28 protein-coding genes are annotated in these 25,704 nt (G+C 73.8%); 17 read left to right on the top strand and 11 right to left on the bottom strand.

Annotated elements, in window-relative coordinates:
* The first annotated feature begins 92 nt into the window (after positions 1-92).
* From AB0K00_RS25385 to AB0K00_RS25335, 11 genes are all read left to right on the top strand, one after another.
* The gene (locus AB0K00_RS25385; RefSeq protein ID WP_363524243.1) at positions 93-416 is read left to right on the top strand and encodes a YciI family protein; all 324 of its coding nucleotides are present in this window, start codon (positions 93-95) and stop codon (positions 414-416) included.
* A complete protein-coding gene (locus AB0K00_RS25380; RefSeq protein WP_363524240.1) occupies positions 413-1,660 on the top strand; it encodes an RNA polymerase sigma factor in 1,248 nt (415 codons plus the stop codon). Before AB0K00_RS25385 ends, AB0K00_RS25380 begins: the two co-directional genes overlap by 4 nt.
* 165 nt (positions 1,661-1,825) lie before the next feature.
* Positions 1,826-2,773 carry a hypothetical protein gene (locus tag AB0K00_RS25375; protein ID WP_363524237.1) on the top strand — a complete coding sequence of 316 codons (948 nt, stop codon included), beginning with the start codon at positions 1,826-1,828 and terminating at the stop codon, positions 2,771-2,773.
* Positions 2,770-3,621 carry an alpha/beta hydrolase gene (locus tag AB0K00_RS25370; protein WP_363524234.1) on the top strand — a complete coding sequence of 284 codons (852 nt, stop codon included), beginning with the start codon at positions 2,770-2,772 and terminating at the stop codon, positions 3,619-3,621. The genes AB0K00_RS25375 and AB0K00_RS25370 overlap by 4 nt, the downstream gene beginning before the upstream one ends.
* An 83-nt stretch (positions 3,622-3,704) precedes the next feature.
* Complete coding sequence (locus AB0K00_RS25365) at positions 3,705-4,217, top strand: hypothetical protein (protein ID WP_363524231.1); 513 nt, start codon at positions 3,705-3,707, stop codon at positions 4,215-4,217.
* Complete coding sequence (locus AB0K00_RS25360) at positions 4,217-7,012, top strand: TIR domain-containing protein (protein ID WP_363524228.1); 2,796 nt, start codon at positions 4,217-4,219, stop codon at positions 7,010-7,012. Before AB0K00_RS25365 ends, AB0K00_RS25360 begins: the two co-directional genes overlap by 1 nt.
* Positions 7,013-7,064: 52 nt before the next feature.
* A complete protein-coding gene (locus tag AB0K00_RS25355; protein ID WP_363524225.1) occupies positions 7,065-8,045 on the top strand; it encodes a hypothetical protein in 981 nt (326 codons plus the stop codon).
* 17 nt (positions 8,046-8,062) lie between these two features.
* Complete coding sequence (locus AB0K00_RS25350) at positions 8,063-8,350, top strand: hypothetical protein (RefSeq protein WP_363524222.1); 288 nt, start codon at positions 8,063-8,065, stop codon at positions 8,348-8,350.
* 161 nt (positions 8,351-8,511) lie between these two features.
* Positions 8,512-8,766, top strand: a complete 255-nt coding sequence (locus AB0K00_RS25345) for a hypothetical protein (RefSeq protein ID WP_363524219.1) — start codon at positions 8,512-8,514, stop codon at positions 8,764-8,766.
* Between the two features lie 56 nt (positions 8,767-8,822).
* Positions 8,823-9,278: a MarR family winged helix-turn-helix transcriptional regulator gene (locus tag AB0K00_RS25340; protein ID WP_363524216.1), complete on the top strand. Its 456-nt coding sequence runs from the start codon at positions 8,823-8,825 to the stop codon at positions 9,276-9,278.
* A gap of 116 nt (positions 9,279-9,394) precedes the next feature.
* Positions 9,395-10,510: an epoxide hydrolase family protein gene (locus tag AB0K00_RS25335; RefSeq protein ID WP_363524213.1), complete on the top strand. Its 1,116-nt coding sequence runs from the start codon at positions 9,395-9,397 to the stop codon at positions 10,508-10,510.
* A 21-nt stretch (positions 10,511-10,531) separates the two neighbouring features.
* Here AB0K00_RS25335 and AB0K00_RS25330 read toward each other — a convergent pair whose 3' ends face one another.
* Together AB0K00_RS25330 and AB0K00_RS25325 are read right to left on the bottom strand one after the other, a co-directional pair.
* Positions 10,532-11,212, bottom strand: coding sequence for a response regulator transcription factor (locus AB0K00_RS25330; RefSeq protein WP_363524210.1), 681 nt, complete (start codon positions 11,210-11,212; stop codon positions 10,532-10,534).
* Entirely contained in the window at positions 11,200-12,384 is a 1,185-nt protein-coding gene (locus AB0K00_RS25325) for a histidine kinase (RefSeq protein WP_363524207.1), read from the bottom strand. The genes AB0K00_RS25330 and AB0K00_RS25325 overlap by 13 nt, the downstream gene beginning before the upstream one ends.
* Before the next feature lie 143 nt (positions 12,385-12,527).
* Between AB0K00_RS25325 and AB0K00_RS25320 the strand changes: the two genes are divergently transcribed.
* A complete protein-coding gene (locus AB0K00_RS25320; protein ID WP_363524204.1) occupies positions 12,528-13,217 on the top strand; it encodes a hypothetical protein in 690 nt (229 codons plus the stop codon).
* A gap of 126 nt (positions 13,218-13,343) precedes the next feature.
* A complete protein-coding gene (locus AB0K00_RS25315) occupies positions 13,344-13,751 on the top strand; it encodes a DUF6069 family protein (RefSeq protein WP_363524201.1) in 408 nt (135 codons plus the stop codon).
* A 26-nt stretch (positions 13,752-13,777) separates the two neighbouring features.
* On the opposite strand, the gene AB0K00_RS25310 is transcribed toward AB0K00_RS25315, so the two are convergent.
* The 6 genes from AB0K00_RS25310 to AB0K00_RS25285 form a co-directional block, all read right to left on the bottom strand.
* A complete protein-coding gene (locus tag AB0K00_RS25310; RefSeq protein ID WP_363524198.1) occupies positions 13,778-14,164 on the bottom strand; it encodes a VOC family protein in 387 nt (128 codons plus the stop codon).
* Positions 14,165-14,202: 38 nt separating this feature from the next.
* Positions 14,203-14,940, bottom strand: coding sequence for a VOC family protein (locus tag AB0K00_RS25305; protein WP_363524195.1), 738 nt, complete (start codon positions 14,938-14,940; stop codon positions 14,203-14,205).
* 10 nt (positions 14,941-14,950) lie between these two features.
* Entirely contained in the window at positions 14,951-15,514 is a 564-nt protein-coding gene (locus AB0K00_RS25300; RefSeq protein ID WP_363524192.1) for a DUF1062 domain-containing protein, read from the bottom strand.
* Between the two features lie 318 nt (positions 15,515-15,832).
* Positions 15,833-15,970 (bottom strand): hypothetical protein, encoded by a 138-nt coding sequence (locus AB0K00_RS25295; RefSeq protein ID WP_363524189.1) that lies wholly within the window; start codon positions 15,968-15,970, stop codon positions 15,833-15,835.
* 97 nt (positions 15,971-16,067) lie between these two features.
* Entirely contained in the window at positions 16,068-16,718 is a 651-nt protein-coding gene (locus AB0K00_RS25290; RefSeq protein ID WP_363524186.1) for a response regulator transcription factor, read from the bottom strand.
* Positions 16,706-18,451: an ATP-binding protein gene (locus AB0K00_RS25285; protein ID WP_363524182.1), complete on the bottom strand. Its 1,746-nt coding sequence runs from the start codon at positions 18,449-18,451 to the stop codon at positions 16,706-16,708. The genes AB0K00_RS25290 and AB0K00_RS25285 overlap by 13 nt, the downstream gene beginning before the upstream one ends.
* A 135-nt stretch (positions 18,452-18,586) precedes the next feature.
* On the opposite strand from AB0K00_RS25285, the gene AB0K00_RS25280 reads away from it, so the two are divergent.
* Positions 18,587-18,775, top strand: a complete 189-nt coding sequence (locus AB0K00_RS25280; RefSeq protein WP_363524179.1) for a hypothetical protein — start codon at positions 18,587-18,589, stop codon at positions 18,773-18,775.
* A 28-nt stretch (positions 18,776-18,803) separates the two neighbouring features.
* Entirely contained in the window at positions 18,804-19,490 is a 687-nt protein-coding gene (locus AB0K00_RS25275; RefSeq protein ID WP_363524176.1) for a hypothetical protein, read from the top strand.
* Positions 19,491-19,522: 32 nt separating this feature from the next.
* On the opposite strand, the gene AB0K00_RS25270 is transcribed toward AB0K00_RS25275, so the two are convergent.
* The 3 genes from AB0K00_RS25270 to AB0K00_RS25260 all read right to left on the bottom strand — a co-directional run bounded on the left by AB0K00_RS25270 (position 19,523) and on the right by AB0K00_RS25260 (position 23,547).
* Entirely contained in the window at positions 19,523-20,236 is a 714-nt protein-coding gene (locus tag AB0K00_RS25270; RefSeq protein WP_363524173.1) for a hypothetical protein, read from the bottom strand.
* Between the two features lie 55 nt (positions 20,237-20,291).
* Complete coding sequence (locus tag AB0K00_RS25265) at positions 20,292-20,576, bottom strand: hypothetical protein (RefSeq protein ID WP_363524170.1); 285 nt, start codon at positions 20,574-20,576, stop codon at positions 20,292-20,294.
* A 196-nt stretch (positions 20,577-20,772) separates the two neighbouring features.
* Positions 20,773-23,547, bottom strand: coding sequence for a BTAD domain-containing putative transcriptional regulator (locus tag AB0K00_RS25260; RefSeq protein ID WP_363524167.1), 2,775 nt, complete (start codon positions 23,545-23,547; stop codon positions 20,773-20,775).
* Between the two features lie 175 nt (positions 23,548-23,722).
* Between AB0K00_RS25260 and AB0K00_RS25255 the strand changes: the two genes are divergently transcribed.
* On the top strand, positions 23,723-24,508 hold the full coding sequence (locus AB0K00_RS25255) for a hypothetical protein (protein WP_363524164.1): 786 nt from the start codon (positions 23,723-23,725) through the stop codon (positions 24,506-24,508).
* 130 nt (positions 24,509-24,638) lie between these two features.
* Positions 24,639-25,586: a DUF2332 domain-containing protein gene (locus tag AB0K00_RS25250; RefSeq protein ID WP_363524161.1), complete on the top strand. Its 948-nt coding sequence runs from the start codon at positions 24,639-24,641 to the stop codon at positions 25,584-25,586.
* Positions 25,587-25,704: the final 118 nt, after the last annotated feature.

Below are 25,704 nucleotides of genomic sequence, written 5' to 3'. Positions count from 1 at the left end.
CTCTGGGGGCGGTGTCGGATCGGGACCGCTGCGTTCGTAGCAGGGGAGAGGGCGCCCGTGAGGGGCGTTCGAACCGGAGGGGATTTTCCGAGATGCAGTACCTGGTTTCCGTGCTCCACGACAGCTCCGACCTGGCCACCGACGCCGAGATGGCCGCCATCGACGTGTTCAACGAGATGCTGCAGGCCGAGGGGCACTGGGTCTTCGCCGGTGGGCTCGGCTCGCCCGGCACGGCCACGGTCATCGACAACCGGGGTGAGGAGGCGTTGTTCACCGACGGGCCGTACCTGGAGTCGAAGGAGCACATCGTCGGCTTCTGGGTCATGGAGGCCGAGGACCTCGACGTGGCGCTCAAGCTCGCCGCCGAAGGGTCGAGAGCCTGCAACCGGAGGGTCGAGGTGCGGCCGTTCCTGTGAACGTGGGCGACGACGCCGGTGCGGCGATCACCCGGGCCCACCGTGCGGAGTGGGCGCGGGTGGTCGCCGCCCTGGCCAGGCGTTTCGGTGACCTCGACCTCGCCGAGGAGGCGGCGGCCGAGGCGTTCGTGAGCGCCGTCGAACGGTGGCCCGTCGACGGCGTACCCCCGAATCCCGGAGCCTGGCTGACGACCACCGCCAACCGTAAGGCGATCGACCGGATCCGCCGGGAGAGCAAGCGCGACGGCAAGCACAAGGAGGCTCAGATGTTGCATGACGACGACCCGCCCGAGTCTCTCGGTGTCATCGACGACGAGCGGCTCCGGCTGGTCTTCACCTGCTGTCATCCGGCGCTCGCGCTGGAGGCCCGGATGGCGCTGACGCTGCGCATGGTCGGCGGGCTGACCGTGGCCGAGATCGCGCGTGCCTTCCTGGTCCAGGAGAGCGCCGTGGGGCAGCGGATCACCCGCGCGAAGGCCAAGATCAAGGCCAATCGCATGCCGTACCGGGTGCCGTCGGCGGAGGACCTGCCGAAGCGTGTCTCCGGCGTGCTCGCCGTCCTCTTCCTCGTCTTCAACGAGGGCTACCTGGCGACCGGACCCGACACCGATCCCGTGCGGCACGACCTGACCGCCGAGGCGATCCGGCTGACGCGACTGATCCGGGCCCTCATGCCGCAGGACGGTGAGGTGGCCGGGCTGCTGGCGTTAATGCTGCTCACCGAGGCCCGTCGCGTCGCCCGCGTCTCGGCGAGCGGTGAGCTGGTCGCCCTCGCCGAGCAGGACCGAGGGCGCTGGGACGCGGCGCTGATCGGCGAGGGGCATCGGCTGGTGCGCGAGCGGCTGGCCACCGTGGCCGCGACCGGGGTGGCTCCGGGTCGCTACCAGATCCTGGCGGCGATCAACGCCGTGCACACGTCTGTCCGCGATGTACGTGACACGGACTGGTCGCAGGTCGTCGCCCTGTACGACCAGCTGGTCCGTGCCGACCCCTCGCCGATCGTCGCGCTCAACCGGGCGATCGCGGTCGCCGAGCTCGACGGTCCGGACGTGGCGCTGGCGGCCGTCGACCGTCTCGAGGACAGGCTGGCCGCCTATCACGCCTTCCACGCGACCCGCGCCGACCTGCTGCGCCGGATGGGCCGCAGCCGGCAGGCGCGCGCGGCGTACGACCGGGCCATTGACCTGGCCGGCAACACTGCCGAGGCCGCCTACCTGACCCGCCGCCGCGACCAGCTGGGGTGAGGCGGGCGGACCCGGCCGCCATGGCCGGTCGGCGCGTGGCCGTGCGTCGTTCGGGTCGGGATGGGTTTCCGGAAGGTGGATTTCCGATCCACGTTCTGCGATACACCCAGGGCTGCCGCTACGTTGGGGCGGCGATCGACCGGCTCTGGATGTGCTGGAGGACAGGTGGAACAGGCGCTCGCCGTGGTGCTCGGTGTCCTGGGGGCGGTGGCGGTCGCCGCCGTTGGCTTCGCCGCGACGGCCGGGCGTCGTCGACGTTTCGGCATCGTCCGCGTGCCGGTGGACCGGTGGGCCTTCTCCGGCGTGCTGCCCGTCGTCCTTGCGGTCGGCGTCGCGGTGACCGCGGCGTTCCAGCTGCCGTGGCAGGGTCCCGGCGCGTCCGTCGGGCGGTTCGCGGCCTGGGTGGTGGTGTGCGGGGTGGCGGCGATGGTGCTCATCGAGACGGTCAAGCGGCTGCTGCCGTTGCGCGGCGCCTACAACCGCCGCCAGGTCGCGGTGTGGTTGGACGATCGGAGCCGGTCGCCGCGGCCGGCGGTGTTCGGTCAACTGGTGCGGGCCATGGAGCTGGTGTCGGCGAAGGGTGAGCGGCCGGCGAACGACGACGGGTCGCGGGACCTCGCCGACGCCGTCGTGGGCGAGCGCTGGCGGCAGGTCACGTTCGCCGGACCGGGCGTCGGGGGGGCGTTCAATCTCCCGGCGGAGCACCTGTCGGCCCAGATCGGCGCGGCCGTCGAGCGCGCGTCGCGGCACGGGACGCAATACGCGGAGCTGCTCCTCGCCCTCTGCCCGGACGTCGACCGGGAGGACCTGCACATGCTCGACGACCGGCGGTTCGGCGGGGACAGCGGGTCCTCTGCCGTCGCGGCCGAGTTGAGCTACGGCATTGCCACGGCGATCGACCAGTTGCAGATCCGGCTGGCCGGCCGCTGGCGGCACTACCTTCAGGTGACCGCGTGGTGGCTGACGGGGCTGATCGCCTTGCTGGTGGCGCTGGCTGACGGGTCGGCGCCGCTGCACTCGGCCGCCTTCGTGGTGGCGGCGCTGCTGTTCGGCGGGTTCTTCGCGTGGCTGGCCCGCGACCTGTCCGCGGCCATCGAGCGGCTGCGCCGGTGAGGACCTACCGGCTGTCGGTGCGCGCCGGCCAGTCGCGGGACCCGGCGCTGGCGGTGAGCGGCGAAGGCGTGGCGGCGCTGCGCCGGTCGCATCGTGCCGTGATCATGATCCATGGGTTCGCCAACTCGCCGGCGGTGGCCGAGCAGAGCTACGAACGGCTGGTCGCGGCGCTGTCGGACAACCTGTGGCCGACCCGGCCCGACCGGTTGGCCGGCTTCTTCGGCTTCCACTGGCCCGGCGATCACCGGCTGCCGGTGGTCACGCAGCTCTCCTACGCCACCCGGGTCCCGGCCGCGACGGCGTCGGGGCAGGCGCTGGGCCGGCTGCTGGCCGACCTGCCGCGCACGACGGAGGTCATCCTGGTGGCGCACTCGCTCGGCTGCCGGGTGCTGCTGGCCGCCCTCGAGTGGCTGATGAGCCAGGCGTCCGGGCACGGTGCCCGGATCAGCGGCGTGTACCTGCTCGCGGCCGCGGTCCCGGTCGGTGAGTGCGCGTCCCCGCAGCGCTTCGCCGCCCGGCATCCCGACTCGCGCTACGTCGTCCTGCACTCCCATCGCGACCGGGTGCTCGGCCTCACCTTCGGGCCGGGCCAGTTCCTGTTCGAACGCATCGCGCAGGCCGTCGGCCGGTACGGGGCTCCCGACGGCGACCGCTGGGACCAGCGGGTAGCGACCGGACTCGGCCACTCGGGCTACTGGCGCTCGCCGCTCATCGCCGAACGGGTGGCCCGGGCGGTCTCGCCGTTCGGCCTGCACCTGCTGCCGGTGCTGCCCTCGTACACGGGTGTGGTCGACGAGGAGGCCTGGCAGCCGCTGGTCAACGAGCTGGACGCCCGGCACCTTCCGTAGCATCCCGCACTGGGCCTTTCGCGTTGCCGATGCGTCCGTTTGAGGGACGTCTGCGCCTGTTGCGTCGCCTACGCTCCGTGAACATGTCGTTGCTCGTCTGGCGGGTGCGGGTCGTCAGTGGTCTCGTCGGGCTGTCAGCCGTGATGCTCGGCGCCTGTAGCGATGACACGGTCGCCGGGCCTGCGCCGTACTTCACGCCACCGTCCACGTCAGCCGCCGCGACGGCGTCCCCGACGGCCGCCGCGCCGGCGGTCACGGCGCCGTCGGCGTGTGGCGCCGCAAGGGAGGGGTACCGGCGGTGGCGCAGCTTCCCGCCGCCGACGACCACGCCCGCGATGACCGCGCTGACGAGGTTCGAGCTGGCCCGGCTCGTCGACGCCGCGGTGATGTTCGGCAACGAACTGTCCCAGTCTCCGGGCGGCACGCAGCAGTACGAGGCGCTCTCCGGCGCCGTGGACCGGTACCACCGGCGGCTGGACGGCATCACCGCCGGGTTGACCGGCAACACCGGCATGAGCCGCAGGGACGCCGAATCGGTCGTTGCCGCCGCGGGCGACGTCGAGACCGCGTTCCGCGCGTTCGACGCGGGTTGTTGATGGCCGCGAGGAAGGACACGGGCAAGGGCGGGTACGACGCGTTCATCTCATACTCCCGGGCGGACCGGGCGCTGGCGGTCGCTATCTACAACGGGCTGCGCCGGCTGGCCCGGCCGCCGTTCGCGTGGCAGGCGCTGAAGGTGTTCCGCGACGAGACCGATCTCGGCGTCAACCCCGCCCTGTTCACGACGATCGCCGGCGCGCTGGACCGCTCCGCGCGGCTGGTCGTCATCGCCTCACCGGCCGCGGCGGCGTCGGAATGGGTCAACCGGGAGATCCAGCACTTCCGGGACGGCACGCCGGGCCGGGAGATCCTGCTGGTGCTCGCGGACGGCACGTTCGTGTGGTCCGAAGAGGATCGCGAGATCGACTTCGCCGCGTCGACGGCGGCACCGGCGGCGCTGCGCGGATGCTTCGCGGAGGAGCCGACGTACCTGGACGCGGCACCGTTGCGTGCTGGTGGTTCGCTCGCGCTCGACGACGGTGCGTTCCGCCGGTTCCTGTCCAGGCTGGCCGCGCCGATGCACGGGCTGGCGCCGTATGAGCTGGAGGACGACGACCGCCGCCTGCAGCGCCGCGCGTTGCGCCGGGCCAGGGCCGCGATCGCCGCGCTCGTCGTGCTCACGGTGCTGGCGGTGGGGACCGGTGTGCTGGCGGTACGCAACGCCGACCGGGCCCAGGCACAGTCCGTGCGGGCCGCGTCCCGCGCGCTGGCGCTGCAGGCCGTTGGCAAGCTCGGCTCGGACCTGGACCTGGCGATGCTGCTCGCCGTGCAGGCGTCGCGCATGGAGGACTCGTTCACGTCCCGCCAGGCGCTGCTGCGGACCCTGCAGTACGCGCCGCTGGCCACCAGTGTCCAGGTCTGGGCAGTCGATCCGCTGGCCATGGCCGTGTCACCCGACGGCACCGCGGTCGCGTCGTTCGGGCGTGACGGCATCGTCCAGGTCCGCCCGGCGCGTGCCGGCCGGATCGGCGCGGTACGGGCCGGCAAGAGCCTGCCGGGCACGCAACGGCTCGCGTTCCTCGACAACGACACCGTGGTCGCGGCGACCCCATCGGGTGCGGTCACAACCTGGCACCTCACGGACGACTCCACCCGCACCTGGCAGATACCGTCCACTGTGGACGAAGGGGTGGCGTTGTCGCGCGACGGCCGGCTGGTCGCCGCGGCGGGCCGTGACGGGGTGACCGTCTGGGACTACGCCAACGGCCGCAAGGTCGGCGCGGCCATCCCGGCCGTGACCAACGCGGAACGCATCGCGTTCAGCGCCGACGGCACCCGGCTCGCCGCCGTGTACCCCATGGACAAGGCGTTGGTGGGCACGGTCTGGACCATCGCCGACGGCAGCCGCAGTACCCCCGTGAACATCGACACCGAACCGACCGGCAAGGTCGGTTTCGACGCGGACCTGCGCCGTGTGGTGGTCGATGTGGCACCGTTCCCGGGACAGTCCATCGAGCGGGCCGCGGTGGTCGACCTGACGACGGGGAAGAGCACGCCGCTGCCGGGCTCCGTGCAAGGTTCGTCGCTGGCGCCGCTGGCGGTCCGCGCAGACGGCAAGGTCGCGGCCGCTGGCGACGCCAGCGGCAACATCACCGTGTGGAACCTCGACACCGGCGCCTCGCTCGGCCGGCTGGAGGGGCACGCCAACATGCTCCGCACGATGGCGTGGATCCCCGGCGTGAACCTGCTGGTCAGCGCCGACATCTCGGGCCGGGTCGTGGTGTCCGACCTCGACCTGCGCCCGGGGCTCGGCCTCGCCCCGCTCGGCGATCCGCGGCTCGTCCTGGACGGCTTCGGGCACGTCACCGCCGCGCGGGTGAGCCGGGACGGCCGCGGCACGGTGGTCGACAACGAGGCGGGCATCGTCACGCTCGTCGGTCCCGACGGCACCCGGACGAAACTGTCCGGCCCGCAGTCGTTCCCGCCGCCGATTTTCGACGATCCGAACGGCGCGGCGTTCGTCGACGGATCCCGCGCCGTCGTCGCCTCCGGCCCGGGCGGGCGGCTCGTCCTGTACCCGCTGGAGCCCGCCGGCGGCGCGCCGGTCGTGCTCAGCGAGGACCGTGGCGGCACCGTCGCGCTGTTCCCCGGCGGCGACCGCTTCCTCACCGGCTCGCCGACCGGCGTGATCACCGACTGGCGGCGCACCGGCGACCGGTGGAGCGGCACACCGATCGGTGAACTGGGCGCCGGCCCGGTCAGCGCGCTCGCGGTCGCGCCCGACGGGCGGCACGTCGCGGTCGGCGCGCGGGACGGCCGGGTGGAGATCTGGGACCTCGTCACCGGCGCGCGGATCCGCGCACCTGACGGCCCGCCGGTCAGCAGCGTCGATGCCAGTCCGGTCGTTGCGTGGCACCCGACGGAGCCCGTCGTCGCGATCGGCTCCGACGGCGGCACCGTACAACTGTGGAACTACGAACGGCAGCGGGATGTGCTGCCCGCGCTGTTCCTCGGCACCGGCTCCGTCCTGGCGGTCGATTTCAGCCCCGACGGGCGCATGCTCGCCGCCGGCGGCGGCTTCGGCACGGCGCCGACACTCTGGGACGTCGCGGCCGGAGAGCTGCTCGGCCGGCTCGGCGGCCACGGCTCCGACGCGGTGACCGCGATCGCGTTCGGCCCCGACGGCCGTTCGCTCGTCACCGCGGACGACGACGGCGCGGTGCTGTTCTGGAACGTGTCGATCGCGGACTGGCGGCAGCGGCTGTGCGCCGTGGCCGGCCGCGACCTCACCGCCGTCGAGTGGGCCGCCTACGTCGGCGACGTCACGCCCCGCCGCGCCGTGTGCCCCTGACGACGAGGCGGCATCAAGCGAGGGGGTGGCGGCGGTACGCTGGCGCATGGCCATGGATGAGACGTTGGGGGTGCTGGCGCACCATGGCGGCCTGGTGGTCGAGCGACCCGAGCTGACGGTCGGCATCGTCCGCGCCGTCTCGCGGCCCACCTGGTTCGAGCTCGAACTGCTCGCGCGTCGACCGCTGGACCGGCGCAACGCCTCCGAACGGCAGGCGGACATCCGGGCGGGGCGCGGTGCGCCGCCCGCCGCGCCGCGTCGCCTGCTTCCGCCGTTCGACGAGGGCGTCGACCTGCGGGTCGGGTGGCTCGACGACGACGGGCGCGCACATTGGGAGTTCGCGTCGTCGTGGTCGTCGAGCAGCGGCGATCACTTCGAGGGCACTCACGGTCCGAGCCTGCAGGCCGCGCTGCGGTTTCCGCCGCTGTTCGACCATGTGTCGGTGGTGCTGGCGTGGCCGGAGATCGGCTTCGCGGAGACCGTCGTGGAGCTGTCCCTGCCCGACCGGGCAACGGTCGAGCGCGACACCGTCTCGATCTGGGATGCGCCGCTGCGTGCGCGGCCCGCGCCGGGTTCGCTGCGGCACCACATCGGCGCCGACCCGTTCGAGGAGCTGGCGGTCGAGGCGGGACGCGCCGTCGCGGTGCCGCAGGTGCTGAGCCGCGGCGAGGACGCGGCGGTCGTGCTGACCCGCCTCACCGCGATCGGTGACCTCCTGTCGCTGGAGGTCCTCAGCGTGGCCGTCGAGGCACGGGCGCAGGCCGCGGCCGCCGGAGGCTTCCCACCGGTTCGTGACGGTGCCGAGCGGCCGCACACGCACCGCCGGGGCGCGTCCATCGCGGTATTGCACGACCGGGACGCGACCTGGGTCCCGCCGCAGGGCGGCACGTCCAGCGGCGGGGACCGTTCCTTCCGCTCCACGGTCGAATTCACCCCGCGCCGCCCCGAAGGCACTGTGCTCGACCTGCTCGTCGCATGGCCCGCGGCGGGCCTTCCGGACGTCTGCGTAGCGGTTCCCCTCAGCGAGCACTGATCCGGCCGCACCGGCGAATGACCCGCCGTCGCAGGGCGTCGGCCGGGTCACCCGGACTGGTGCACGCCGAGCACGCGCTCGGCGAGGCCATCAACGGCAACGGGGACAGCGGCGGCCCGGTGGTCAGCATCGGGTCGAACGGCAAGCTACTGGCTCGCGGCGTCATCAGCGGCCAGAGCCTGGGCGGCTACCTGCGGCCCTGCGTCGGGTACGTGTTCGCCGGCCGCCAGTGCGCCATGGACGTCTACTACGCCGATCTCAGGTCGACCATGAACGCGGTCGGCGTGCACATCAACACCGCCTGAGCACGTCGGAGGACTGGTGGCCGGTCGGCGACGACCTCCGGCCGGCTACCGGCCCGACTTGCGGAACCGTTCCGCCGTGCCTGCCGTCTCGTCCGTACGGACCGCAGGCTCCCGGGCCTGAGCTCCCGAACGGACGAACCGGAGAAAGTCACATGTCTTGGATGCGTGCCGTGACCCTGCTGGGCATGGCGACCGTGCTCCTGCTCGGCATCTCGGCGTGCGCGGCCGACCAGCGCGCCGGCGATCAGGACGCCGCCAACGATCCCGCCCTGCTGGCGGCGGCGGAAACGGCCCGGCCGACGACGGCGGCGGCGTCACCGTCATGGTCGCCGGCTGAGCGTGCCGCGAGCGCCGCACGCGCCCGCAACGCCTCGTGGTCGGCCGCCGTGGTACACGAGCTCGGCGGCGCCGCGTAGATCACCCGGGCTCGGGCATTCGTGGGTGGGACCAACAATTCGGTACCCTGGCGGGCATGAAGACGGGCGACGAAGCGCCACCTGGGCGGCTCAGGCGCATGCCGAGCTGGCTGATCAACCAGGCCTCCGCGCACAGCCATCGCCTGGTGGCCGAGCGGTTCGCCGCCGTCGACGCCCGCGGCTACCACTACCGGCTGCTGGCCGCGCTGCAGGACGGCGGTCCCGTCAGTCAGGCCGAACTGGGCCGCCGCACGGGGATCGACCGCAGTGACGTCGTCGCGGCGCTGAACGAGCTGGCCGACCAGCGGCTGATCGAGCGGTCACCGGACCCCGCCGACGGCCGGCGGAACATCATCACCCTCACCCCGGCGGCGGGTCGTCGCCTGGCGGGCCTCGAGGGTGTGCTGGCGCAGATCCAGGAGGACCTGTGTGCCCCGCTCTCGCCAGCTGAACGCGAGCAGCTCGTCGGGCTGCTGACCCGCATCGTCGAGCACCACGCCCAAGCGCGCTGACCGTGGCGACCGGGGATTCCGCTGTGACGCGCACAACGAATCGTTGGTAGCACCAACGATTGCGGTATCGTTGGCCAGGCCAACGATATTCGCACGCGATCCCGGGAGCGCAGACCATGATCACGCCGTTCCGCATCGACATCCCCCAGGCCGACCTCGACGACCTGACCGACCGGCTCGCCCGGACCCGCTGGCCCAACGAGGTCGCCGGCGCCGGGTCGGACTACGGCTTCCCGCTGCCGCGGCTCAAGGAACTGGCCGAATACTGGCGCACCGGCTACGACTGGCGCGAGCACGAGGCCAAGCTCAACGAGCTGCCGCACTACACCACCGAGATCGAGGGGCAGAACATCCACTTCGTCCACGTCCGGTCCCCGAAACCGGACGCGCTCGCGCTCATCCTCACCCACGGCTGGCCCGGCTCGTTCCTGGAGTTCCTCGACGTGATCGAGCCGCTGTCGCGCGACTTCCACCTCGTGATCCCGTCGATCCCGGGGTACGGCTTCTCCGGCCCGACGCACGAGCGCGGGTGGGACGTCGTCCGGATCGCACGGGCCTGGGCCGAGCTCATGCACCGCCTCGGCTACGAGCGCTACGGCGCGCAGGGTGGCGACTTCGGCGCCGGCATCTCCATGGCGCTCGGCGCGGTGGCCCCCGAACGGGTCGTCGGCGTGCACGTCAACTACCTGCCGACCCGGCCGGACCCCGACGCCGGCCTCGTCCTGTCGGCGACGGACGAGGCCCGGCTGGACAAGGTCCGGCAGCTGATGGCGAACCGCCCGCCCTACCAGGCACTGCAGGCCGCCACGCCGCAGACCATCGGCTACGCGCTGACCGACTCGCCGGTCGGCCAACTGGCCTGGATCGCCGAGCGCTTCGCGCAGTGGACCGACCCACGCGCGCCGATCAGCGACGACCGGATGCTCACCGACATCTCGCTGTACTGGCTGACCGCCACCGCGGCCTCCTCGGCCAGGCTGCACCACGACACCCCGCGCCAGGTCGCGCCGTGCCCGGTGCCGCTCGGCGTGGCGGTGTTCGCCCACGACATCACCCAGTCGGTGCGCCCGCTCGCGGAGCGGCTGTTCGACATCCGGCACTGGTCGGAGTTCGACCGCGGCGGCCATTTCGCCGCCATGGAGGTGCCGGACCTGCTCGCCGAGGACGTCCGGGACTTCTTCACCCACGACTACCGCAGCGCCGTCCGCCCCGATCGGGAGACCGCCGCCTGAGGCGGCTCCCCAGGCGGGGGCTCAGAGCGGCAGCTCGGCGTCGTGGACGAGCAGCGCGACCTGGACCCGGTTGTTCAGGTCGAGCTTGGCCAGCAGCCGCGACACGTGGCCCTTGGCGGTGGGCACGCTCATGCCGAGCGCGGCGCTGATCTCCGCGTTGGACAGGCCGCGGCCGAGGGCGAGGGCCACGTCGCGCTCGCGGTCGGTGAGCGTGGCCAGGAGAGTGCGGGCCCTGGCCCGCCGCGGGCCCGCGTGGGGGTCGGCGACGTGGTCGATGAGCTGGCGGATGACCGCCGGGGACAGGATCGCGGCGCCCGCGGCGACGGTGCGGACCGCCTCGATGATGTCGCGGGGCGGGGTGTCCTTCAGCAGGAACCCGCTGGCGCCGCCGCGGAGCGCCTCCAGGACGTACTCGTCGGCGTTGAACGTGGTCAGCACGATCACCTGCGGCGGCGACTGCCGGCACCGGATGCGTTGCGTGGCGATCAGCCCGTCCAGCCTCGGCATGCGGATGTCCATGAGGATCACGTCGGGCCAGTGGGCGTCGGCGACGGTGAGCGCCTCCACGCCGTCGCCCGCCTCCGCGACCACCTCGATGTCGGGGGAGCCGCCCATGAGGATGCGCAGCCCGGCCCGCACGAGGGGGTCGTCGTCGACGATCGCCAGCCGGATCGGCCGCGCCGCCGGGGCTACGCCGGCCACGGCAGCCACGCCTGGAGCCGGAACGTGCCGCCCTCCGCGCCGTGCTCGACCCGGCCGCCGGCGAGGGCGATCCGCTCGCGCAGCCCGATGAGGCCCAGACCCGCCCCCGGTATCGCCGGGCGGTGGCCCGTGCCCGCACACGGGTTGGTGATCGTGACGCGCAGTTCCCCGCCGGGGACGCCGTCCAGCAGCACCTGCACGGCGGCGCTCGGCGCGTGCTTGCGGGCGTTGGTCAGGCCCTCCTGCACGAACCGGTACACCGTGCGCCCGAGCATCACGGCCGGGCCGTCCGCCGGCACGTGGCAGGTGTAGCCGACCGTCATGCCCGAGGCGCGGGCGGTGCCGACCAGCTCGGGCAGGTCACCGAGGCCCGGCTGCGGCGGCTCCGGCCGGCTCGCCGCGCCCTCCCGCAGGACCCCGAAGACGGTGCGCAGCTCCTGCAGGGCCTCGTGCGCGCCGGTGCGGATCGCCCCGGCGGCGAGCGCCGTCTCCTCCGGCCGGGCGTCGGTGCGGACCTCCAGCGCGCCGGCGTGCAGGCTGATCAGCGACAGGCGGTGGGCGAGCACGTCGTGCATCTCCCGGGCGATGCGGGTCCGCTCGGTCAGCCGCGCCTGCTCGACCCGCAGGTGCTGCTCGGCCTCCAGGCGCGCCGCATGGTCCCGCAACGACTGGGTCAGCCGGCGGTACGCCCGCACGAACAGCCCCCAGCCGATCGCTGCGGCGGTGACGAACCCGCGCACCAGCAGGTCGACCCACAGCGGGAACGGCGGATCGTCCTGCAGCAGGAAGTATCCGGCGCTGGTGGCGACGTTGGCGGCGCCGAGCCACAGCACGACCGGCGCCCGGTGCCGCACCGCGACGGTGAACAACGCGACCGTGATCGCGCCGGTCGCCATCACCGACACCGCACCGAACGGCAGCAGCGCCAGCGCGACCCCGAGCGGCCGGCGCCGCCGGGCCACCAGGGCCAGGGCGCACAGCACGCCGACGGCCACGTCGAGCTGCCACGGGATCGCCGCACCGGGTTTGGTCGCGTCGCCCATCGGCACCATCAGCGCGCCGTAGCCGACGGCCAGGCCGATCGCGACCGCGTCGGCGAGCCGGTCCCGCCGCGCCGACCCAGGGATGCCCGCCGGTTCGGGCACGAGCAGGGCGAAGAGCAGCGCCGACATGTGCGAAGCGTACGAGGTACCGGCGGCGGGCGGGACCTACCAAAGTCGTGGTCGGCACACGCACATCGGCCGATGCGCCCCCGGCGCCGCACCCGCCATGCTCGGCGCCAGCACCACCACCAGCGGCAAACGGGGGCAGACACGTGCGGCGGTACACCTCACTCAACGGTCTGGGCGGCGCGCTGCGTCGATGCGTCGGGACGCGGGCCCGGCGCTGGCTGGTCGCGGGCATCCTGCTGCTGGGCGCGGCGGCCGCGGCGGCCCTGGGCGCCGCCGTGGCGCCGCCGGACCGGACGTTCGCGGTGCTGAGCGACCCGGTGCAGAGCCTGATGTCGGTGCTGGTGCCGCTGCTGGGCATCCTGCTGGTCCGGGACCTGCGTGGTGCGCCGGGCGAGGCACGGCTCGCGCCGACGCTTTCGGCAGCGGTACTGGTGGCCGCCGCCTTCGGCGCCTTCGGCGCTGCCGCCTGTGCCGTCGCGCTCGCGGTCGCCCCGGCGGACGCGGCGCAGGACCCGTGGGCGCACGCGGGCGTCGTCGCGGTGGGTGGCGTGCTGGTGCAGGTGGTCGCCCAGCTGATCGGCACCGGCCTGGGGCTGCTGCTGCGATCGGCGCCGGTGGCGTTCCTGGCCACCTTCCTGCCGTTGGCGCTGTGGCTCGGACTGGGCGCCGTCGACGCGCTGCGGCCCGCCCAGGACTGGCTGACCCCGTACGAGGCGGCCCGGCACCTGCTGTCGGGCGTGATGGGCACCGTGGCGTGGCTGCAGTGGCTCACCGTCGTGCTGATCTGGGTCGTGGGGCTCAACGCCGCCGGCGCCGCCCGCACGCGCCGGTGACGTGGTCGTCGGCGAGCCACCGCAGCAGCTCGACTTTTCCGCGCGGACCTGTCGATCGGGGTCGGCTCCGTTCGACCTGTGCATGAGACCGGCACCGCGCCGGTCACCTGCCGACCGGAGGTCACCATGTCCGCAACCGCCACCACCGCCGCCCCCAGCCGCACCGCCTCGCTCGTCGGCACCGGCCTGGTTGCCGCCGCACTGGCCAGCGGCGCCACGGCGGCCGTCGCCGCCGCCGGAAGCGCGGCAGGGATCAGCCTCGACGTCGACGGCGCGCCGATCCCGGTCCCCGGCTTCGCGATGCTGACCGCCGTCTTCTCCGTCATCGGTCTGGCGCTTGCGGTCGTCATGTCCTTCAAGGCCCGCCGCCCGCGCCGTACCTTCGTCCGCACCACCGTGGCGCTCACCGTGCTGTCCCTGGTGCCGGACCTCATCGCGGACGCGGCCTCCGCCACGAAGGCGCTGCTGATGCTGACGCACCTCGTCGCCGCCGCGATCGTGATCCCGGCGGTCGCCCGCCGCCTGGCCCGCTGACCGGACTCCTCGGGGCCTTCTCTGGCTCAGGCGGGCGGCTCCGGGTCGGCCGCCAGGCAGAACGGGTGACCGGCCGGGTCCAGCAGCACAACCCAGCGGCCCGCACCCGGCTGGTGCCGCGCGCGAGTGGCGCCCAGCTCGATCATGCGCGCCTCCGCGGCCGCCGGGTCGGCGGCGTAGAGGTCCAGGTGGAACTGCTGCGGCGCGGCCGGATCGGGCCAGCGCGGTGGCCGGTAGTCGGCGACGCGCTGGAAGCAGAGGTTGATGCCGCCGGCGTGCACCGGGGCCAGCGCGACGGCATCGTCGGAGGCGTACTCCAGGCCGGCGCCGGTCACTGCCTGGTAGAAGCTGGCCAAGGCGCGTGGGTCGGTGCAGTCGAGGGTGACCGAGCCGACGCGTGCGACAACCGTCATGGCGACGACCGTAGCCGCCGTTGCGCAGCGGGTCGGGATCAGCCCGGGGCGAGGAGACAGAACTCGTTGCCTTCCGGGTCGGCGAGGACCGTCCACGGGATGTCGCTGCGGCCCAGGTCGACGGCGGCGGCACCGAGCGCCCGCAGCCTGGCCGCCTCGGCCGCCGGGTCGTCACCCGGATACGGGCGGACGTCGAGATGGACGCGGTTCCACACCGTCTTCACGTCGGGGGTACGGCAGAACCGCAGATATGGGCCGATGCTCTTGGCGGAGCGCAGCACCGCGTCGTGGTCGGTCACGTCGTGCACGGTCCAGTCCATGGCCTCGCCCCAGAACCTGGCCATGGCCCGCGGATCCGCGCAGTCGACCACGACCGCGGCGATCGGTCCGGTGTCGCGGAGCAGCGGCCGGGGGTCCAGCACGCAGAACTCGTTGCCCTCCGGGTCGGCCAGGACCGTCCATGGGACGTCGCCCTGGCCGACGTCGGCGGGTGTTGCGCCGAGCTCCTTCAATCGCGCGACCACCTCCGCCTGATGGGCTGCGGAGGTGGTCGCGAGGTCGACGTGCACGCGGTTCTTCACCGTCTTGGGTTCCGGGGAGGCGACGAGGTCGATGCAGACGGCGACCGGGTCGGGGTAGACGAAGCCCTCGGGTTCGAGGTTGGTCACGCCTGGCCCCTCGCTGGAGATTCCCCAGCCGAGCACCGCCGCCCAGAAACCGCCCAGGGCGGCGTCGTCCCGAGCCTTCATGTTGATCTGCACCAGCCGCGTCGCCATGCCGCCGATGCTACGCAGCGCCTTCGCACCCTCCCTTGCCGCCGGGCCGGCGCAGGGTGAAGCTGAAGTCGCTGGACGACTTCCCGGTGAGCCGGTGCTTCGACGAGAGGCTGCCGTCGGCGATGAGCCGGTGCACGGCGGATCGCGACACGTCCAGCCCGACCGACAGCAGTCTCGTCAGCCTGATCGGGATGCGCTGGGCGAAGCGGACCGACGTGTCGATCACGTCGGCCTCCGGGAGGCCGGCCGGCGTCGTTTGGAGCGTCCACGCACCGTCCCAGTCGAGCGTGACACCGTTTCGCCGTAGCAGTCCCGGGTCCTGCAGCAGCGTCGCCGCGAGTGCGACGTCGTTGTCGTGGAACCGGGTCAGGGTCGGCGGGTCGATGGCGCGGACGTGGATTCGTTCCAGGACGGTCAGTTTGACGGTCTCCCCGCACCCGACGCACAGCGCCAGGAGCCAGACGTCGAGGAGCTTGTGGTTCGCGTTGACCCGGAACTTCCCGTGCGCGCGGTACCGCGCCGAGGTACAGCGCAGGCAGCGGCGACGGATCAGCGGCAGGCCCGTCGGGCGCACCAGCCACTGCGTCGCGAGTCGTCGTTCAGTTTCGTGAGAGGTCATCAAGGGGTGCCGATCTGCTGCGACATTTCCGTGCGGAGACGACGCTCCGCGGAGGGAGTCCGCGCATGACGGAGGGGCGAGTGGCGGGCCGTGTGTCACGACGGCACGCCGCACTCACCTGGTCGATGCGGGATGTCAGTGCTCGAACGAGCAGCGCCCTGCGCCGGCCGCACGCCTGCGGACATGCTCCGATGAGGCCACCGGCGGGAGTGGATTCAGCTCCCTGTGCTGGCCCCGGAACTCATGGCGTGACTGCTCGGCGCAGTGGATGTCTCAGCAGCTGTACAACGGCCTGTCCTTGTTCGGCGCCGGCGGCGCGTGCGTCCCGGCCGCGCCGCGCACGCAGCGGATGCGGCGCGGCGGCAGGCCACCCAGCTCCGGCAGATGCCGTCGGGAGCCGGGCAACGTCATCCGGCGACGCTAGCAGCGCGCCGCCGGGCAACTCCACCGGTTATCGACGCCCGGCCGGCGCCCGCACCCGCGTGCACCGGCGTGCTCCGGCACGCGGCTACGGGGTGGTGGCGCGCATCCAGGCGAGGACGGCCAGGACGCGCCGGTTGTCGTCGGCGGCCGGTTCGAGGTGCAGCTTGGCCAGCAGCGTGGCGATGTGGCTCTCGACGGTCTTCTCGGCGAGGTGCAACTGGCGGGCGATGCCGGCGTTGGAGCGACCCTCGGCCATCTGGGCGAGGACGGTGCGCTCGCGGTCGGTGAGCCGGTCGAGCCGGTCGGTGTGGCGGTGGCGGGTCAGCAGCCGGGTCACGATGTCGGGGTCGACCACGGTCTCGCCGCGCACGACGCGTTCCAGGGCGTCACGGACCGCGGCAGCGTCGTCGACACGGTCCTTGAGCAGGTAGCCGACGCCGGCGCCGATCTCCAGCAGGCGCAGCGCGTAGGCGGTCTCGGCGTAGGTCGACAGGACGAGCACGCCGAGATCCGGGTGGGAGCGGCGGAGCGTGGCCGCGGCGGTGAGGCCCTCGTCGGTGAACGTGGGCGGCATGCGGATGTCGACCACGACCGCGTCGGGGACCGCACCGGGCAGCAGCGCCTGCAGCTGCGCGACGTCGGCGGCCTCACCGGCGACGTCGACGCCGACGTCGGTGAGCAGCAGCGCCAGGCCGCGGCGGAACAGGGCGGAGTCGTCGCAGATCAGGACGCGCACGGCAGCTCCACGGTGAGGCGGGTGCCCGCACCGGCGGGACTGTCCACGTGCAGGGTGCCGCCGAGCGCGGCGACCCGGTCGGTGAGGCCGGCGAGCCCGCCGCCCGTGGCCGCGGACGCGCCGCCGGTGCCGTCGTCGGCGACGGTGAGCCGCACGGTGCCGTCGCGACGCTGGACGGTGACGTCGGCGCGGGTCGCGGCGGCGTGCTTGACGACGTTGGTGAGGGCTTCGCAGATGACGAAGTACGCGGTCGACTCCACCGCTGCGGGCAGCCGGCCGGTGTCGACCGTGACGTTGACGGGCAGCGGCATCGACTCCGCGACCGTCTCGACCGCGGCGCCGAGGCCGACCTGTTCCAGGACCGCGGGGTGGATGCCGCGGGCGAGGTCGCGCAGCTCCTTCAGCGCCTGCCGGAGCTCGCCGCGGGCCTGCTCCATGAGCGCCTGCACCGCCGGGTCCGCCGCCGCGGCGGTGCGGGCCCGGCCGATGGTGGCGGCGAGGGCGAGGAGGCGTTGCTGGGCGCCGTCGTGCAGGTCGCGTTCGACCTGCCGGCGCTGGGCGACGCCGGCCTCGACGATGCGGGTCCGGGACTGCGCGAGCTCCTGCAGCTGGGCGACGAGTTCGGCATGCAGGCGGGCGTTCTCGAGGTTGAGCGCGGCGGCGCGCACGGCGGCGTCGACGAGGTCGGCGCGCCGCTCCAGGGTCGGGTCGAGCAGCACGACGGCGAGCTGACCGCCCCGGGCGTCGGTGACGTCCCGGCGCAGCCGGCCCGCGCCGTCCAGCGTGTCCAGGACGTCGGTGCCGTCGGTGTACGTGGCACGTTCGGCCAGCCAGACGTACACCTCCAGCGACGGGTCGATGAGCACCCTGCGCAGCGCGTCGCGGACGGAGCCGACGGTGGCCGGTTGCGGGATGGCGAGGACCAGGTCGGCGACGGCGGAACGGTCCAGCCGGCGCCGCAGCGCGGTCGCGGCGAACGCGACCGGGATCATCAGCACGACCAGGTTGGAGGCCAGCTCCAGCGGCCAGCCGACGTCCTCGGTGCCGCGCATGAGCTGCAGGACGCCGCGGGCGACGTAGGCCAGGGCGACGGCGACCGCGGCGAGCAGGACCGGGAACAGCTCACGCCGGCCGAGGCCCCGGGTCAGCACGTACCGGCGGCCGACAAGGACCACGACGGCCGCGGCGGCCAGCAGCGCCGTCACGAAGTACGTCTCGATGAACCCGTGGACGACGTCGTTGGCGCTGTACACCGTCGGCCACCAGAACGTGCGGTCCCAGCCGTCCGTGTACGGGTCCCACACCAGCCCGGCGAGGTAGTACGGGGTCAGTACCGCGGCGACGGTGAGCACCACGATCCGCCGGGTGAGGCGGTCGGCGATCCGGTCCGCCGGGTATCGCATGAGGACCACGAGCAGCACCATCTCGTCCAGTGGCGTGACGGCCCAGCCGATCGCGGGCAGCGGACCGGTCACCCGCAAGTTGACCGTGTTGCCGAGCCACAGCAACCCCATCGCGATGAACAGCGTCCCGTTGCGGCGCTGCGCCGGTTCGGGTCGCATGACGAGGCCGGTGACGACGAACGCGACGGCGATGGCGATGTCGAACACGTCGACGAAACCGTCCCCGGGCAGCCACTGCCAGTGCGCCCACAGCCCGACCGCGACGGTGCCGGCGACCAGGCCGACCTGAGCGGTCGTCCTGGCCCAGCCGGGGGAGCGCGCTGCACGCATCCCGCCAGCGTGGGCGACGCGACGGCGATGCGGAAGAGGGTTACCCCCGAACGGGCCTCGGGGCGGACTCCGATGTGTCCGCACCGTCGAGCGCCCATCGTCGACAACGACACCGACGAACACCCGGAGGCCCCCATGTCCACGACTGCACCGGCGCCGACCGGCCGTTCCCTCGCCGCGCGCCGCTCCGGGCGGATCGCCGTCGCCACGCTGTTCGCCCTGATGGCGGTGCTGCTGCTGGCCGCCGCGCTGGTCCCGCTGCTGGCCGGTGCGGGCTCCGGCGGCACGCCACGGCCGGCGCCGGCGCCCGCGGTACACCCGTGACCAGCGACAACCCAGTCAGGAGCGACGCATGAACAGCACCTCGCAGGAACCGGTGAGCCCGTCCGCCCAGGCCGGCCGGCTCGCCCGCGGCATCCTGGCCGCCGCCATGATCGTCGGGCCGCTGGTGCAGGTGGCGTTCCCGCTGCTGCAACCGTGGCCGGCGGACACCGACGACTATGTCGCCGACGTCGGCGCGCACACCGCCGCCTACCGGGCGCTGGCCTGGCTGGGGCTGCTCGGCGCCGTCACCATGGCACCCGCCGTCGCGGGTCTCGCCGCGCTCGCGTGGCGCGGTGCCCCACGTCTCGCCCTCGCCGGCGCGGTCCTCGCCGTGCCGGGCATGCTCAACCCGGATGGCAACCCCGACGACCTCGTCTACGCTGCCGCGCGCGCCGGAGCCGCCGACGACGAGACGCGCGCGATGCTGGACCGGCTCGGCGAGCTGCCACCGTTCACGACCTTCGGCTTCTACGCGTTCGGCGTCGCATTCGCGGTCGGTGGCCTGCTGCTCGGCGCGGCCGTGCTGATCGGCCGGACGGCGCCGCGCTGGGCCGCGGTCGCGCTGCTTGCCGCGTCGTGCGTCGCGCTGCTGGGCTCGTACGTGCCGATCGGCGCCGCTGCCGCAACGGCCGGGTGGGCCGTGGCGAGCGCCGGTTTCATCGGCTGCGCCGTGGCCCTGCTCCGGCAGCGCGACACCCGCACGCCCGCCTCGTGACCGGTCACCTGCGCCGCGGCGGGCGGGGACCCTCAGTCTCGCGTGCCCACTGCCGGCGCGGGCGCGGGGTCGCCGTCCTGGGCGGCGTGGCCGTCGGGGTCATCGTCGCCGTCACCGTCGAGGAGGTCCATCGCGTGGACGCGCAGGCCGCGGGCGGCGACGCCGTCACCGGCCTGCTCCGCGTTCCTGGCCGCCTCGATCAGGTCCCGGGCGGTGGCGCGCCGGTCCGCCTGGGCCATGGCACCGCCGAGCAGCAGCCGCGTGTACAGCCAGCCGGTGACGAACCCGAAGCCGATGGAGAAGACGCCGAGCCCGCCGGTGAAGACGCTCGCGTCGGGGCCGTCGCCGAACGCGGGGGCGACGTTGCCGATGAGCCGGCCGGCACCCGACGCGATCGACCCGAACTGGGTGAGGCCGACCCCGACGAGGATCTTCGTGAGCCAGTCGGAGATCTGCTCGAGGTTGGTGTTGCCCGTGATGGTCGCCTGGCGGCGCGGGGTGCCGGCGCTGTCGGCGGCCAGGACCCGGGGCACCCCGAAGATGAACCCGACGACGCCGCCGGCCAGCATCGTCGCGGCGGTGACGATGAACCCGATCGCCACGGTGCTCCACCGGTCCGGTTGCGGCCCGACGTACAGCAGGACCGCCACGGCGGCGAGGACGATCCCGCCGATCAGCCAGGTGAGAAACGCCGCCCACGTCTTGCCACTCGACGGCATCGTGGCCATCAATCCTCTGGTTCGCACCCGGCCACCGTACGCATCGATCCGGCACCACACACCGGCGGACCCGCCACCGCTGTCAGGTCAGGCACGGCCAGGGTTTCCGCCAGGAACGGGCGGCGTACAGGGCGAGCGCGGCGGCGACGACGTAGCCGCCGAGCCAGCGCAGCGACGGGACGATGTCGTCGGTCCCGTCGTACAGGGCCGCGACGGCGGCACCGGCGAGCAGCGCACACGCCGGGACCACGGCGAGGACGACGCTGAGGCGGTCGAGGACGGACGGGCCGGGGCGGGCCAGGCGGTAGCCGCGCAGCGCGGCGGCGGCGAGCAGCAGGACCGCCGACAGCCGCGGCGCCGACTCCACGTAGGTGCTCGGCGGCCCGAGGACGGCGACGGCGGCGGCGACCAGGACCGTGCGGCGCAGGACCGGCTCGGCCGCGGTCTCGAACTGCCGGCGGGCGGCGGATCATGCGGGTCGCGGCCCGCTGTCGGCCGGGGGCACGATTGACGCGTGGTGAATGCTCCTGCGCCCGGCCAGGCCGAGGGCCGGCCGCGAGACGTCACCGCTGGAGCCTGGCGCGGACGTCGGCGGCGGACGGGTGGTCGAGCTCGCCGAAGATGTCCAGGGACTCCTGCCAGGCGGCCCGCGCGGCGGCGTGGTCGCCGGCCGCGGCGTGGGTGTCACCGATGTAGATGAGCGTGTCGGCCTCGTTGTAGCGGTCGCCGAGGTCGCGGCAGGCGTCCAGCGAGTGCTGGTAGCAGGTGAGGGCCTGCCGGTGGTCGCCGAGCTGGTGGTGGACGTATCCGATGCTGTGCCAGGTCGGGGCGACGCCGTGGAGGTTGCCCATCTTCTGCAGCTCGGTCAGGGCCTGGGAACAGTAGGCCAGGGCCTCGTCGTAGTTGCCGAGCATGGCGTGGCACCAGCCGACGGTGTTGAGGGCCACGGCCTGCCCGGACTCGTTGCCGGCCAGCCGGAACAGGTCCGCGGCGCGCAGCGCGAAGCTGAGCGCCTCCGCCGGTCGCTTGGCCTTCTCCGCCGTCCAGGCGAGGCCGTCGAGGATGCGGGCCTGGCTGGTGTAGTCGCCGAGGTCGCCGAACAGGTCCAGGGCGTGCAGGAAGTGCGGGCGGGCGTCGTCGAAGCGGCCGGCCCGCGCGTAGCCGAGCGCGAGGCCGAGCACGGCATTGGCATGCCCCACCGGGTCGTCGAGCCGGCGCGCGGCGGCCAGGCCGGCCTGCTGCGCCCAGGTGTGCTCGTCCCACAGCCCGCGGCGCAGCAGGTAGGTGGTCAGGGTCCAGGCCAGCTGCCAGCAGCAGGCGTCGAGGCCGGCGTCGGCGGCGAGCCGGACGGCGGCGAGGAGCGTGCCGTGTTCGGTGGTGAACCACGCCAGGGCTTCCTCGGCGGTCGCCGGCGCCGCGACGGTGACACCCGGCCGCGGCGCCGCATCGGTGATCGGCTCGAGTCGCGCGTCCAGCAGCGGCACCGCGGCCTGCCCGGAGTGCAGGTAGTGCTCGATCAGCCGGTGTACGGCGGCGTGCCGGGCGTCGGTGCCGTCGGCGTGGACGCGTTCGGCGGCGTCGGCGCGCAGCAGGTCGTGGAACGTGTACCGGCCGGGCAGGTGCTCGCTGAGCATGTGCGCCCTGGTCAGTTCGCTCAGCAGGCGGCGCGCCTGCGGCAGGGGGACGGCGGCCAGGCTGGCGGTGGCGGCCGGGTCGATGTCGTGCCCGGGGTGCAGGCCGAGCAGCCGGAACAGCCGCGCGGCGGCCGGGCTCAACGTCCGATAGGACCAGGAGAGCACCGCCCGCAGGTCGGTGGCCGAGTCGCCGCCCTGGAAGACGTCCAGGGTGCTGGTGCTGTGCCGCAGCTCGGCAGCGACCGCGGCCAACGGGAAGCCGGGTCTGGTGGCGGCGCGAGCCGCGGCGATCGCGAGGGCCAGCGGTAGCCGTACACAATGCGCGATGATCGCCTCGACGGCGTCGGGTTCGGCGGTGACCCGCTCCACGCCGAGCCGGCGGGCGAGCAACTCGTGGGCCTCCCCGGGGGACAGCCGGTCGAGCGCGACGACGTGCGCGCCCTCGGCGACGATGAGGGCGGTGAGCTGGTCGCGGCTCGTCACGACGGTCAGGCAGCCCGGTTCGCCGGGCAGCAACGGGCGCAGCTGCTCGACGTCGCGGGCGTTGTCGAGCAGCACCAGCATCCGCTTGCCGGCCAGCAGGCTGCGGTACAGGCCGGTGCGCGCCTCCAGGCCGGCCGGCATCCTGTCGGCCGGCACCCCGAGCGCGTCGAGGAACACGCGGATCGCCTCGGCCGGTTCCAGCGACTGGCCGGTGGGGTCGAAGCCGCGCAGGTTGACGTAGAGCTGCCCGTCCGGGAAGCGGTCGGCGACGCCGCGGGCCCAGTGCACCGCGAGGGTGGTCTTGCCGACGCCGCCGGAGCCGCAGATCGCGGAGATGACCGGGGCCCGGCCGCCGGCGCCGGTGCGCAGCCGGGCGTCGAGCTCGTCGAGCTCCCGGCGGCGGGCGGTGAACGCCGGGATGTCCGGCGGCAGCTGCCGGGGCAGCGGGCCCGTCACGTGACCGGCCCGTGGGCCCGGGGTCAGGTCGAGGGACGCGTCGTTGCGCAGGATGGCAAGCTCGAGCCGGACCAGCTCGGCGCCGGGGTCGAGCCCGACGTCCTCGGCGAGCCTGACCCGGGCCCGCTGATACACCGCCAGGGCCTGTTGGGCCTGGCCGCTGCGGTACAGCGCGAGCATCGACTGCCCGAGCAGCCGCTCGCGACCCGGGTGCGCGTGCGTGAGGTCGGCGAGTTCGGCGAGGACGGCGCGGTGCTGCCCGAGCCGCAGCCGCGCGTCGAACCGGTCCTCGATCGCGGTGAGCCGGGCCTCCTCCAGCCGGTAGCACAGCCGCTCACGGGTCGCCGTCAGCGCTGCGCCGGACAGCGCGGGCCCCGACCACAGCGCCAGCGCCTCGTCGAGCGCCACGATCCTGCGCTCGTCGTCGCCGATCGTGCCGGCCCGCTCCAGCAGGTCCAGGAACCGGCTCGCGTCGACCTGGTGCAGGTCGGCCCGCAGCGCGTAACCGTCGCCGCGGGTGTCGATCCCGATGTCGCCGGTGCCGTCGCGGGCGTCGGCCAGCACCGCGCGGAGGCGGGACACGCAGACCTGGACGGCGTGCTGCGCGGTCCGTGGTGCCCCGTCCGGCCAGGCCAGGTCGATCAGCCGGTCGACCGGCACGAGCCGGTTGGCCTCCAGCGCGAGCACCGCCAGGACGAACCGTTGCCGGCGCGGACCGAGGTCGACCCGGTGGCCGTGCGCCCACAACTCCACCGGGCCAAGCACCCGAACATCCAACGCCCGCCCCCGCAGCCACCGTTACCAACGTCGATCGCCCATCGTATGTCGGCAGGTGCGGCGGGTCGGTCGCAATGACGAAGGGGACGGCGATGAGCGGACTGTGACCGGACGGTGAGCGGCACCGAGCACGATCGTGGCCGGTCTGCAGAGAGGACGAGCGATGGGCGGCACCTTCGATCGGCGTGGGATGGTGGCGGTGCGGGCGAGGGCGGTGGGGACCGGCGGCGACCTGCGCATGACGGTCGCCGCCTTCGGGCGGGACGGGTCGTGGGTGCTGCTGGTGCAGGGTGATCACGTGGCGTGCGTCGCCAGGTCACCGGCGCCGACCGGCGGTCCGCCCCCGGTTTCCGAGCCGCTGATTCCCGAGCCGCCGGGGCTGGCCGCGACCTGCGTCCGCGACGGCCTGCAGTGGAGGATCGGGCTGGCCGGCCGCAGCGTGCTGGTCGGGCACTCGGTCGGCATGCTGCACCTGGCGGTGCTGCTGGCCAACCCGGGCACCGAGGTCCCCGCCGTCGACCTCGCCGCCGGGGTGGCCTCCCTCGGCGGCCGTAACGCCCGCGCCGGCGGATCCACCCAGCCCGTCCTGGACCGGGCGGCGGTGCAGGAGTACCGGCGGCGGCTGGATCACCTACGCACGCGGATCGAGGAGCTGGAGGACGTTGACCACGTCGAGCGGGCCGCCGAGCTGCGCTCGGAACGGGACTGGCTCGTGGCGGAACTCGCCGCCGCCGCGGGCCTGGGCGGGCGGACGCGCCAGTTCTCCGACGACAGGGAACGCGCCCGCCTCGCCGTCGGCAGGGCGATCCGGCGGGCCGTCGCCCGCGTCGCGCGCGCCGACCCCGTTGTCGGCGGGCACCTGCAGCGCCGCATCCACACCGGCAACCACTGCCTGTACCGGCCGGGCGGGGTCAGCGCCGTCGGTGTGCCGGTCGCGGCGCCCGGCTGATGTCCTGCGACGTGCGGTGCATGGCGCTTCCTTTCGCTCGAGCACGGCGTCACTGCCTGGGCGTTCCAGACCGTTCCAGGTCGCATCGGGCAGGGGCACGCCGCCCGCGCGGCTGTGCGACGATCGCGCGGTGACCACCGCATCGAGGTACGCCGACTTCGCCGGACGCGAGGCCCGAGGTGTGTCGCCGACCTACGAGCGGCTAGCGGCCGCGATCTCCGCCGACGAGGAGATCCTCGCCCTGCTGGAAACGGTGCCGGCGCCGAAACGGCAGCCCACCCTGCTGCTGGCCGTGGTGCGGCTGCTCGGCGGGCCGGTCGACGAGCCGGCCGCGTTCCACGACTTCACGGTGGCCAACTGGCCCGCCGTGGCGGCCGAACTGCGGACCCGGGCCACACAGACCAACGAGACCGGCCGCTGCGCGCTGCTGCTGCCGGTGCTCGCCACGCTGCCGCAGCCCCTGGCGTTGCTGGAAGTCGGCGCCGCGGCCGGCCTGGGGCTGTACCCCGACCGGTACTCGTATCGCTTCACCCATCGCGACGGCGACGTGGAGCTCGGATCGGGCGGACCCGTGCTCGACTGCGCGCTCACCGGAGCGGCGCCGCCGACCCGCGTGCCGGAGGTGACGTGGCGGGCCGGCCTGGACCTGCGTCCGCTCGACGTGACCGACCCGGCCGACCTGGCCTGGCTGGAGGCGCTGATCTGGCCCGAACACCACCACCGCCGCGACCGCCTGCGCGCCGCGGCCGCCATCGCCACCGCGGACCCGCCGGCGCTGCACCGCGGCGACCTCGTGGACGACCTGCCGAGGCTGGCGGCCCTCGCACCGGCCGGCGCGACGCTGGTCGTGTTCCACACCTCCGTGCTGTACCAGGTGCCGGCCGAGCGCCGGGCGCTGTTCGTCGACCTGGTCCGGCAGCTGCCTGGCCACTGGATCTCTGTCGAGGGGGCGGACGTCGTGCCGCATCAGGGCACGCCGCCGGCACCGGACGGGCCGCTGCACAACGTGCTGGCCCTCGACGGCACGCCGCTGGCCTGGACCCGCGGTCACGGCCAGGCCATGACATGGTTCGCCTGACGCCGCACCGCCGGCCGAGTTCGTCTTACGTCTTGGGTCTTCGTTAAGTGTGGCTTAGATCGAGGCTCGACGGTCTCCCCGGCCGTTACGTTTGGGCTGGCCTGCCGGACGTCGTCAC

This window comes from Dactylosporangium sp. NPDC049525 (genome assembly GCF_040676755.1).
In the GTDB taxonomy this organism is placed as follows: domain Bacteria; phylum Actinomycetota; class Actinomycetes; order Mycobacteriales; family Micromonosporaceae; genus Dactylosporangium.
Note: the sequence above shows the minus strand (reverse complement) of the source record. Positions and strands in the feature narration are given on the sequence as shown.

Coding starts and splice junctions, on each gene's coding strand:
- AB0K00_RS25285 (WP_363524182.1), bottom strand. CDS start 18,451: ATGCGTGCAGCGCGCTCCCCCGGCTGGGCCAGGACGACCGCTCAGGTC.
- AB0K00_RS25345 (WP_363524219.1), top strand. CDS start 8,512: ATGCGTGCCGTGACCCTGCTGGGCATGGCGACCGTGCTCCTGCTCGGC.
- AB0K00_RS25295 (WP_363524189.1), bottom strand. CDS start 15,970: ATGACGTTGCCCGGCTCCCGACGGCATCTGCCGGAGCTGGGTGGCCTG.
- AB0K00_RS25325 (WP_363524207.1), bottom strand. CDS start 12,384: ATGTCGGCGCTGCTCTTCGCCCTGCTCGTGCCCGAACCGGCGGGCATC.
- AB0K00_RS25355 (WP_363524225.1), top strand. CDS start 7,065: ATGGATGAGACGTTGGGGGTGCTGGCGCACCATGGCGGCCTGGTGGTC.
- AB0K00_RS25350 (WP_363524222.1), top strand. CDS start 8,063: ATGACCCGCCGTCGCAGGGCGTCGGCCGGGTCACCCGGACTGGTGCAC.
- AB0K00_RS25305 (WP_363524195.1), bottom strand. CDS start 14,940: ATGGCGACGCGGCTGGTGCAGATCAACATGAAGGCTCGGGACGACGCC.
- AB0K00_RS25275 (WP_363524176.1), top strand. CDS start 18,804: ATGAACAGCACCTCGCAGGAACCGGTGAGCCCGTCCGCCCAGGCCGGC.
- AB0K00_RS25385 (WP_363524243.1), top strand. CDS start 93: ATGCAGTACCTGGTTTCCGTGCTCCACGACAGCTCCGACCTGGCCACC.
- AB0K00_RS25365 (WP_363524231.1), top strand. CDS start 3,705: ATGTCGTTGCTCGTCTGGCGGGTGCGGGTCGTCAGTGGTCTCGTCGGG.
- AB0K00_RS25360 (WP_363524228.1), top strand. CDS start 4,217: ATGGCCGCGAGGAAGGACACGGGCAAGGGCGGGTACGACGCGTTCATC.
- AB0K00_RS25310 (WP_363524198.1), bottom strand. CDS start 14,164: ATGACGGTTGTCGCACGCGTCGGCTCGGTCACCCTCGACTGCACCGAC.
- AB0K00_RS25255 (WP_363524164.1), top strand. CDS start 23,723: ATGGGCGGCACCTTCGATCGGCGTGGGATGGTGGCGGTGCGGGCGAGG.
- AB0K00_RS25340 (WP_363524216.1), top strand. CDS start 8,823: ATGAAGACGGGCGACGAAGCGCCACCTGGGCGGCTCAGGCGCATGCCG.
- AB0K00_RS25280 (WP_363524179.1), top strand. CDS start 18,587: ATGTCCACGACTGCACCGGCGCCGACCGGCCGTTCCCTCGCCGCGCGC.
- AB0K00_RS25315 (WP_363524201.1), top strand. CDS start 13,344: ATGTCCGCAACCGCCACCACCGCCGCCCCCAGCCGCACCGCCTCGCTC.
- AB0K00_RS25335 (WP_363524213.1), top strand. CDS start 9,395: ATGATCACGCCGTTCCGCATCGACATCCCCCAGGCCGACCTCGACGAC.